This is a genomic window from Mesorhizobium sp. M0768 (assembly GCF_040320195.1).
GTDB lineage: Bacteria > Pseudomonadota > Alphaproteobacteria > Rhizobiales > Rhizobiaceae > Mesorhizobium.
On the sequence record NZ_JAMYPD010000102.1, the window covers coordinates 1 to 956 of the forward strand.

Sequence of the window (956 nt, forward strand, 5' to 3'; positions counted from 1 at the left end):
ATCGAACACGACATCGGCGTGGTCATGGGGCTCTCCGACCGCGTCGCCGTGCTCGACTACGGCCGCAAGATCGCCGACGGGACACCGGCCGAGGTCAGGGCCAATCCGGCGGTGATCCGGGCCTATATCGGCACCGCCGAAGGCGAAGATGGCGAGGGCATCTGATGAGCTACTATGATTTCCTCTTCGTCATCGAGGTGCTGGTCGGTGGCTTGCTCTCAGGCGTCATGTATTCGCTCGTCGCCATCGGTTTCGTGCTGATCTACAAGACGTCGGGCGTGCTGAACTTCGCGCAAGGGTCGATGGTGCTGTTCGCCGCACTCACCTTTGTCAGCCTTGTCGAACGCGGCATCCCGTTTGCGCTTTCAATGCTCATTACCCTCGCGGTCATGGTTGCGCTGGGCTTCACCATCGAGCGAACTGTGCTGAGGCCGCTGGTCAATCGCTCGCCGATGACGCTGTTCATGGCCACGCTTGGCCTGTCTTACATCATTGAAGGCGCTGCCCAGTTGGTGTGGGGCACGCAGGTGCACGGGCTCGATCTCGGCATCGACGACACGCCGTTCGAGGTCGGCGGTATCCTGATATCGTCGTTCGATCTTCTTGCTGCAGGCATTGCCGCGGCGATGGTCGCCGGCTTGAGCGCATTCTTCTATTGGACCCGCGTCGGCCTAGCGTTTCGCGCCGTCGCAGACGACCAGTTCGCGGCGCTCGCCGTCGGGCTGCGGCTGCCCCGGATCTGGGGAACGGTGTGGACGGCCGCGGGGTTCGTGGCACTGGTCGCGGGGCTCTTGTGGGGCGCGCGCCTCGGCGTCCAGTTCTCGCTGTCGCTGATCGTGCTGAAGGCGCTGCCGGTGCTGGTGCTTGGCGGCTTCGATTCTATCCTCGGCGCCATCGTCGGCGGCCTCATCATCGGCGCCAGCGAGAAGCTCGCCGAGGTCTACCTCGGACCCTTT

The 956-nt window shown here is 63.9% G+C and carries 2 protein-coding genes; both read left to right on the forward strand.

The genetic code is table 11. From position 1 onward, the window contains the following. On the forward strand, positions 1-165 hold a 165-nt coding region (locus NKI08_RS34490), incomplete at its 5' end, for an ABC transporter ATP-binding protein C-terminal domain-containing protein (protein ID WP_502899706.1). Beyond that, the coding region (locus tag NKI08_RS34495) for a branched-chain amino acid ABC transporter permease (protein ID WP_352775971.1) at positions 165-956 on the forward strand (792 nt) is incomplete at its 3' end. The genes NKI08_RS34490 and NKI08_RS34495, both read left to right, overlap by 1 nt.